General features: G+C 65.3%; 1 pseudogene. It reads right to left on the bottom strand.

Annotated features, from left to right (window positions below):
- A pseudogene (locus B3187_RS17445) lies at positions 1–202 on the bottom strand (segregation/condensation protein A); the annotation flags it as partial.

Below are 202 nucleotides of genomic sequence, written 5' to 3' on the forward strand. Positions count from 1 at the left end.
CCACATGGTGGCTTTCAAACATATCGGCCCGCCGCAACACCTCGGACAGCGCCAGGAGAATCTCCTTGAGCTCGACATCCGGGTCGGGGCGGGTCAGGTTCCGGTCTGGCGCCTCCGCGCTGGCCTGGAAAACCTCGCGCCCCACCCGGGGCAGCTCATCCAGGTCCTCAGCCGCTTCTTTGAAGCGCTCGTACTCCTGCAG

This window comes from Marinimicrobium sp. UBA4209 (assembly GCF_002381585.1).
GTDB classification, from domain to species: Bacteria; Pseudomonadota; Gammaproteobacteria; order Pseudomonadales; family Cellvibrionaceae; genus Marinimicrobium; species Marinimicrobium koreense.